The sequence below is a fragment of the uncultured Planktosalinus sp. genome (assembly GCF_963973675.1).
GTDB lineage: Bacteria > Bacteroidota > Bacteroidia > Flavobacteriales > Flavobacteriaceae > Planktosalinus.
The window spans coordinates 1-8,093 of the sequence record NZ_CAXBAN010000093.1 but is presented as its reverse complement, the minus strand read 5'-3'; the positions used below and the strand labels follow the sequence as shown (position 1 = coordinate 8,093).

At 35.9% G+C, this 8,093-nt stretch carries 7 protein-coding genes and 1 pseudogene; 5 read left to right on the top strand and 3 right to left on the bottom strand.

Translation table 11 applies throughout. The features are described 5' to 3' along the window. Positions 1–124: pseudogene (locus tag AACY61_RS05225) on the bottom strand (tRNA (guanosine(46)-N7)-methyltransferase TrmB); the annotation flags it as partial. A 29-nt stretch (positions 125–153) separates the two neighbouring features. Here AACY61_RS05225 and AACY61_RS05220 point away from each other — a divergent pair. After that, the gene (locus tag AACY61_RS05220; RefSeq protein WP_339610530.1) at positions 154–1,266 is read left to right on the top strand and encodes a glycosyltransferase; all 1,113 of its coding nucleotides are present in this window, start codon (positions 154–156) and stop codon (positions 1,264–1,266) included. Here AACY61_RS05220 and AACY61_RS05215 read toward each other — a convergent pair. Next, positions 1,231–2,274: an ATP-binding protein gene (locus AACY61_RS05215; protein WP_339610529.1), complete on the bottom strand. Its 1,044-nt coding sequence runs from the start codon at positions 2,272–2,274 to the stop codon at positions 1,231–1,233. The two genes, AACY61_RS05220 and AACY61_RS05215, sit on opposite strands and share 36 nt — an antisense overlap. Further along, a complete protein-coding gene (locus AACY61_RS05210) occupies positions 2,274–2,957 on the bottom strand; it encodes a response regulator transcription factor (protein WP_339610528.1) in 684 nt (227 codons plus the stop codon). The genes AACY61_RS05215 and AACY61_RS05210 overlap by 1 nt, the downstream gene beginning before the upstream one ends. A 271-nt stretch (positions 2,958–3,228) precedes the next feature. Between AACY61_RS05210 and AACY61_RS05205 the strand changes: the two genes are divergently transcribed. The 4 genes from AACY61_RS05205 to AACY61_RS05190 all read left to right on the top strand — a co-directional run bounded on the left by AACY61_RS05205 (position 3,229) and on the right by AACY61_RS05190 (position 7,718). After that, positions 3,229–4,083, top strand: a complete 855-nt coding sequence (locus tag AACY61_RS05205) for a T9SS type A sorting domain-containing protein (RefSeq protein ID WP_339610527.1) — start codon at positions 3,229–3,231, stop codon at positions 4,081–4,083. 78 nt (positions 4,084–4,161) lie between these two features. Further along, positions 4,162–5,136 (top strand): acyl transferase, encoded by a 975-nt coding sequence (locus tag AACY61_RS05200; RefSeq protein WP_339610526.1) that lies wholly within the window; start codon positions 4,162–4,164, stop codon positions 5,134–5,136. A 247-nt stretch (positions 5,137–5,383) separates the two neighbouring features. Beyond that, complete coding sequence (locus AACY61_RS05195) at positions 5,384–7,147, top strand: T9SS type A sorting domain-containing protein (protein ID WP_339610525.1); 1,764 nt, start codon at positions 5,384–5,386, stop codon at positions 7,145–7,147. 4 nt (positions 7,148–7,151) lie between these two features. Next, positions 7,152–7,718: a hypothetical protein gene (locus AACY61_RS05190; RefSeq protein ID WP_339610524.1), complete on the top strand. Its 567-nt coding sequence runs from the start codon at positions 7,152–7,154 to the stop codon at positions 7,716–7,718. The last annotated feature ends 375 nt before the right edge of the window (positions 7,719–8,093 follow it).

Below are 8,093 nucleotides of genomic sequence, written 5' to 3'. Positions count from 1 at the left end.
AGATTTCGTTCCATTTTCCTTTGTAGCTAAATGAACCTAGGGTCAACTCTTCCCGTGTGGGTTGAATGACATTTGAAAAAGTTTCATTTTCTTTAAAACGTTTGAGTTTGTTTTTACTTCCCACAACAATAAAATAAAGTTTTGGCAAAATTAATGAAATACTCAGCAGTAGCAATAATCCTTACCTTTGTTTTTATGGAAGATCAAAAAACCATTTTGGTTGCTCCTTTAAATTGGGGATTGGGTCATGCCACACGGTGTGTTCCTGTTATTAAAGCTTTGCAGGAGAACAATTACAACCCATTACTGGCTTCTGATGGAGCGGCATTGGCCTTGCTGCGAAAAGAATTTCCCGAACTTGAAACTGTTGAGTTGCCTTCTTATAACATTACTTATTCAAAAAAAGCCTCAGGTTTTAAGTGGAAATTATTGCTAGATAGCCCCAAAATGCTCAAAACGATTAAAGCAGAAAAAAAGCTGGTAAAAAAACTGGTGGCCAACCATCAAATTCAGGGAATCATTTCAGATAACAGGTTGGGAGTTAGAAATAAGAACATTCCTTCAGCTTATATAACTCATCAGCTCAGCGTATTAACCGGCTCAACAACCTGGCTGAGCACCAAATTGCACCTGGATTTTGTTAGAAAGTTTGATGTTTGCTGGGTACCGGATTTAGCGGGTTCCGCAAACTTGTCAGGTAAATTGGGACATCCCGAACAGTTACCCCTAGGGGTTACATATATGGGTCCTTTGAGCCGTATGAACAAATTACATTTGAGAATCCGATATGATATTCTTGTATTACTTTCCGGACCCGAACCGCAACGCACATATTTAGAAGAAAAATTGATGAAGGAACTGCACGTGACCGACAAAAAAGTTCTTTTTGTGTTAGGAAAAGTAGAAGAAAAGCAACATTGCTACAACAAGGGCAATTTTAGGGTTTACAACTTTATGAGTACCAAAGCCCTTGAAAAGGCAATCAATGAAAGCGAGCTCATTATTTCAAGATCGGGTTATACCACTATTATGGATTTGGCTCTATTAGAAAAGAAAGCTTTTTTTATTCCCACTCCCGGGCAATATGAACAGGAATATTTGGCAAAAAAACTTGATGAAAGTGGTGTAGTGCCTTATTGCAATCAGGAAGAATTTACTTTCAAAAAACTAAATAATGTTTCAAATTATAGTGGCTTAAAAAGTTTACAACAGGAGGTTGATTTTAATTCGCTATTTAGACTTTTCGAGCGTAAAGGAAAACTCTGAGCCCACTCCAAGTTCACTTTCTACATAAATTTTTTCATTATGGGCTTCTATAATGTGTTTTACAATTGATAACCCAAGTCCTGAGCCACCCTCTTTGCGTGATCCACTTTTGTCAACCCTGAAAAAGCGTTCAAAAATCCGTGTAAGGTATTCTTTGGCAATTCCTTCTCCGTTATCGGTTATTCTTACGATGACCTTGTTTTTGATTAAATCTTCGATACTAACTTCGGTGGTGCCTCCTTCTTTGCCATATTTGACCGAGTTGACAATTAAATTTGTAAGCACTTGTTGAATTCGTTCTCTGTCGGCATTTACGAAAATAGAATAGTCATATTTTCTGTCAAAAGTAAGTGTGATGTTTTTTTTGGCAGCTTTCATTTCGAGCAGGTCAAATACATTTTGAACCAGCTCAATAATATTGATTTTTTCTTTGTTTAGCACCAAATCTCCGATTTCGAGTTTGGTGATCATATCTAAATCTTTTACAATGTAAATGAGTCTGTCAACACCTTTACTGGCTCTTTGTAAATATTTTTTTCTAACCGACTTATCTTTCATAGCACCATCAAGCAGAGTCAGAATATAGCCCTGAACCGTAAATAAGGGCGTTTTAAGTTCGTGGGCCACATTACCCATAAATTCTTTACGATATTCTTCACGCACTTTGAGCGTTTCAATTTCAAGTTTTTTGTTTTCTGCAAATTTTTCAACCTCTCGGGTCAACGAGTCCATATCGGTTGTAATTTGTTTAGGCTTGAGAGTAGAAGCGTCCAGCAAGCTCACATCATTATAAATTTTTTTTACTTGCTTGTAAATAAATCGCTTGACTCTAAACTGGACTATAACGAATGAAAAAATGTAAATAAGTGCTACAAACAGTAAGAAGTTAGGTAAAATAAAGACTCCGTTTAATAGACTTAATACAATATAGCTCAAAGATGAAATGAACGTGATGTAAATTGATGTTATTAAAGCAAAACGATATGTTGTTTTGAGTTTTTTTGTCATTAAACAACAAATTTATAGCCTACACCTTTAACGGTTTTAAAGCTGTCATCACCAATTTTTTCTCTTAGCTTTCTGATGTGCACATCAATGGTGCGGCCGCCAACCACTACTTCATTGCCCCACACTTTATCAAGGATGTCTTCACGTTTAAATACTTTTCCCGGCTTGGAAGCCAGCAAGGCTAAGAGCTCAAATTCTTTTCGCGGAAGCGTTATTTCTTTTTTGTTTTTAATGACTTTATATTCTTCGCGATTGATTATTAGGTTGCCTAAGCTCAACGTAGATTCTTCCGGTCCTGTTTCTTTAAACCGTCTCAAAAGAGCCTTTACTTTGCTAACCAGAACTTTGGGTTTAATGGGTTTGGTGATGTAGTCGTCTGCTCCGGCTTCAAAACCGGCTACCTGAGAATAGTCTTCACCTCTGGCCGTAAGAAATGTGATAATGGTTTCGGATAAATCGGGAATGCCTCTTAATTTTTCACAAGCCTCAATACCATCCATTTCGGGCATCATTACGTCAAGTATGATTAAGTGGGGGTGGTGTTTCTTTGCTTTTTTTATGGCTTCAAGACCATTTTCGGCTGTTAAAACCTGATACCCTTCAGAGGAGAGGTTGTACTCAACAATTTCCAAAATATCCGGTTCATCATCAACCAACAATATTTTGATGTCCTTTTTCTTCATGTTTCAAAATAATTAAGAAAATATTTTTATAAAGTAAAGATACGATTAAATTATTTTTTCCTGCGCTGAGAAAAGGCAATAATAACATTAATGTAACATAGGGTAAATTTGGGTTTAACTGTTTAAATAGTTGAAGACAATGAAGGTAGATTTCAGGAAATGTGTTTTAGTATGTTATTTTTTCGTTAACCGGAATCAAAAAACCACGTAATTTCATAGATTTAACAATCAATCTTTATATATTTGTATGCTTAATTAAACACCTTAAACAATGAAAAAAATTACTTTATTATTTGCAATTTTATTTGCAGTAAATATGTCTGCTCAGGATATGGTCTTGACAGGGGTATTTGATGGTCCACTTCCCGGTGGTTTGCCAAAAGCTATTGAAATTTATGTAATCAACGATATACCTGATTTAAGCACCTATGGTGTTGGTTCTGCCAATAACGGTGGAGGTACTGATGGTGTAGAATTGGTTTTTTCCGGTTCTGCAACGGCAGGCGATTATATTTGGGTAGCTTCAGAAGCTGTAGAATTTGAAAACTATTTTGATGCGACTCCTACTTTTGTTGGTGAGGTTGCTAACATTAACGGTGACGACGCCATAGAGTTATTTAACAATGTTGTTGATGATGGTGGTGGAAACATTACAGGTGATGTATTTGACATCTTTGGCGATATTGATGTTGATGGGACTGGTGAGCCTTGGGAGCATCTTGATGGTTGGGCTTACAGAAATGACGATACAGGTCCTGACGGAACTACGTTTGATCTTGATAGCTGGTCTTTTAGCGGAGTAGATGCCAATGATGATGAAACATCAAACAGTACGGCTGCAAACCCTTGGCCAATTGGAACCTATACAAGAACCTTGTCATTAGGAGACAACCTGGAAACATCTTTCAACTTGTACCCTAACCCGGCAAGAAACGGTGTGGTTTCAATTCAAACAAAAACAAACCAGCCTTTACAGGTTGCAGTTTTTGACGTATTAGGAAAACTAGTGATTTCTAAAACCGTTTCAAACAATACCTTGAATGTTTCTAATTTGAAATCAGGAATTTACTTGGTTCAGGTTTCTCAAAACAATACCACAACAACTAAAAAATTAATCATAAACTAAGGTTTATAATTTATACATTTTGAAAAGCTTCCGTAACTTGCGGAAGCTTTTTTTGATTTATACTAGTTTGGTTTAATAATGCGTTTAGATTCGATTTTTACAATCAGTTCAGCAAGGGAGTTTGAACAGAAAGCACTAAAGGTTTTTCAATATCAGTTTGAGAACAATTCCGTGTATCGTTCTTTTTGCGATTTGTTATATAAACATCCTTCAGAAATAAATACGATTAATGAAATCCCATTTTTACCCATTGAATTTTTTAAAACAAAAAAGGTAATCTCCACTTCAAGAAACCCACAAGCCATCTTCACCAGTAGTGGCACCACCGGAAGCCAAACAAGCAAGCATTTAGTGCCCGATTTAAATCTCTATAAACAAAGTTTTAATAAAGGGTTCAATCACTTTTATGGACCTGTTGAAGACTATGTGGTTCTGGGATTACTGCCTTCTTATCTCGAAAGAGAAGGCTCGTCATTAATCTATATGGTCAATGACTTTATTGCCCAAAGCAATCATACCGAAAGCGGTTTTTACCTCAATCAATATGATGTGATTGCAGAAAAATTAAAAAGCCTTGATGCCGCAGGAAAGAAAGTGTTGCTGATTGGCGTTTCATTTGCATTACTCGACTTAATTGAAAAGCATCAATTTTCACTTAAAAGCACCATTGTCATGGAAACCGGCGGAATGAAAGGAAGAAGAAAAGAACTCATAAGAAGTGAGTTGCACGCCATTTTAAAACAAGGATTTGGTGTTTCAAAAATCCACAGTGAATATGGCATGACCGAATTGCTGTCACAAGCTTACTCCAAAGGCGATGGCATCTTTAACTGCCCACCCTGGATGAAAGTGTTAACTCGCGACACTGAAGACCCATTAACTGTTAATAATCACCATACCGGTGGTATTAACATCATTGACCTGGCCAATATAAACTCTTGCTCATTTATTGCTACTCAGGATTTAGGTAAAGTACATACAAATGGCAGCTTTGAAGTGTTGGGCAGGTTTGACTCAAGTGATATTAGAGGGTGTAATTTGATGGTGCTTTAATTTTAAAAAATCAATTAACATCTTATTTTTCAATGATTTTCGGGCTTATTAAGAATAATTTTAATTATATTTATTGATTATGAATAAACGTTATAGGTTATGAAAGTAAATTTTCCCCCCCCCCCAGTTTTCTAGAATATCAATTCCATTTTTAATAATCTTTTTTTTCTTTAGTATTCAGTCTTTTTCTCAAGAAGAAGAAAGAAATATTTTTGAATGTGGGACATATTCTTCTACGGAAGAAGAAATGTTGGATAAATTTTATGAAGACCCTGACAATCAGGTTTATGTGGATATTCTTTTAGAACACGGCATAGACATACCGGAAAACTATCTTGAACTAATTGAAAATGGTGAAACATTTACAATTAATAGTAGTATGTTTTCTTCAGGCTCAAAAGTATATTGGATACCCATTAAAGCTTGGATTTACAGAGAAAACAGCAATCCGTCAAGCAATATTTCAATTGCGAATGTACATACAACCATAGATTTACTTAACGACATATTTACTGCTACAAATACCAATATATATTTTTATTTGCTTTGTGATGTTGGTATTGTAAATAATAATAACTATGCTAATTTTGGTGATGAATATCTTGATACTTACTGGGCAAATCACCACATATCCGGTGCTATTAATGTTCATTTTGTTAGATGGCCAAAAGGGGTCAATAATTTTGAGGATATTTGGGGAGGAATAGCAAGGCTTCCTTGGTCAAACAGTACGCCTCATTTTGTTAATTCTATTGCTACCTTTGGGAATTTTTCATCATCAATAGCAGATGTTTTAGCTCATGAGGTTGGCCATAATTTGGGGCTTCTTCATACTCATAATCGACGAAAAGGATCTGCCAATAGTTTTAATGAAGATGCAAACAACTGTAGGCAAGAACCTGTAAGCCGAACAGCGACTCAAGGACTATTCTGTACCAGTTCCGGCGACAAAAAATGTGCAGTTAATGGTGACAAGCTATGTGATACCCCTGCAGATCCAGGCTTACGAAATCCGGATCGCAATCCAGAATATTATTACACAATTCAAAATAATACGTGTATATACGATGCATTTTTAGGAGGTACTGATAATTGGAGTGATACTTGGACGCCCTTAATGAACAATATTATGAGTTATTCTTCAGGACTTTGCAGAAATCAATTCACACCTATGCAAGTAGCTCGGATGTATGGTTATATCAGCGATATTGGCATCAGTCATACACCTTTTGCCATATCGGGTAATGATGCCCTTTGCGCTGGACAATCGGCTACTTATACCGTTAACACATTGCCTGGAGTAACTAATTATAATTGGGAAGTTTCTTCAAACTTGACCATACTATCCGGTCAAGGCACTACTTCTGTTACTGTTCAGGCTATAAATCACGGCGGTGGTACTTTGACCGTAACACCAAATTGTGGCAATAGAGCTGTTAGTAAAGTATTGACCCAATTGTTTTCTGCACCTGTTTCCGGGCCGGATACCATGTGTGTTGGTGCGGCACCAAAATATTTCAGCACTACCTCATATCCCGGTGCAACCTACAATTGGTCAATTTCAAATGGAACTATTTTAAACGGTCAAGGCACAAATATGGTGCAAGTAAGTGTATCTTCTCACCCAAGCAATATCAGTGAATTATATGTTGCAGTTAATTATTGTGGCTCACCATTTTGGGGGAATAAATTAATAACACATGTATATTTAGGCACTGAATGTAATTTTCATTCACCTTTGCCAGGTGACCAAAAGAATTCCATAAATGAAGATTACGAATTTATGATTTATCCAAACCCTGCCAAAACCGCATTTACAATAATGACCACTCAAGATGACACATTTACAATCGAGATAGCTGATAAAAGCGGCATCATTGTTTATAAAAACAACCAAGCGCATACTTATGAAACCACAATAAATACAGCAGGGTTTCAGACCGGTCTGTATTTTGTGATTATCAACTATGGCTCTCAACAACAAATTAAACGTTTAATAATTAAAAAATAAAGTTATGAAAGCAACACAATATATTTTAATCGCTTGTCTATTTCTAACAAGCTGCAGCAATAATGATGAGAAACCTACAGGTGATTCCCCTGTATCTTTTCATTTTTATATAGAATTGTATAATACAGAAGGTGCTATTCCTTCTGACGGTGAAGTATTTCTTTATTATCCCGGTTATTTTGCATCTTCAACTGATACCATTGAGCTTGTAGTGGTTGACGATGCGGTAAGTGTGGCTTCCGGTAAAACCCTGTTTGGCGATAGTATTCTTCCGGATGGATGGCAAGGGATAATCTATGGAAGCAGTCTCCAATCTCCATTAACTGAAAATATTGATAATACAGATTATATACTAATTCATTATAATGAAAGTATAACAGATACACTAAGTATAAGGAAAAGAGGGGTTGCCGGTGAAAGTTCCATGTCTTATGAATACCGCCTTAATGGTGATTTATTAGAACTATACAGCCCTTATGTTGAAGGTCAAATTCCAAACCCAAGCAGTGGTGGCAATCTTTATTTTACCATTGTCAAAGATATAGAGTGGGAAAATGTTCAAGAGAATTAAAATCCGGCAAGTTTTTTATTTTACCCTTAAAATAAAATAATTTTTCTTTCGGCACTTAAGCAATTCAAAGTTGTTGTTGATTAAATTCTATTCAGTGATTTAAAAAGTCTTATCCATTTTTTTCTTTACTAACGGTAGCTTTGAAATCCTTGGTAGATTTGATACAAGTGATATTAGAGGGTGTAATTTGATGGTGTTATAAAACCCAGGGAGTGTTATATATTTCTTAAAAAATGTAATGAAAATCAGACTATTGCGTCTTACTATATGAGAGTACGATTATAATCATATTTATCATATGATTGAGTTCCCCAAACCGGGCTTTCATAATTTGGTTAGTTAGTTGATTGAAACCCTTGGAATTTTATTTCAAGG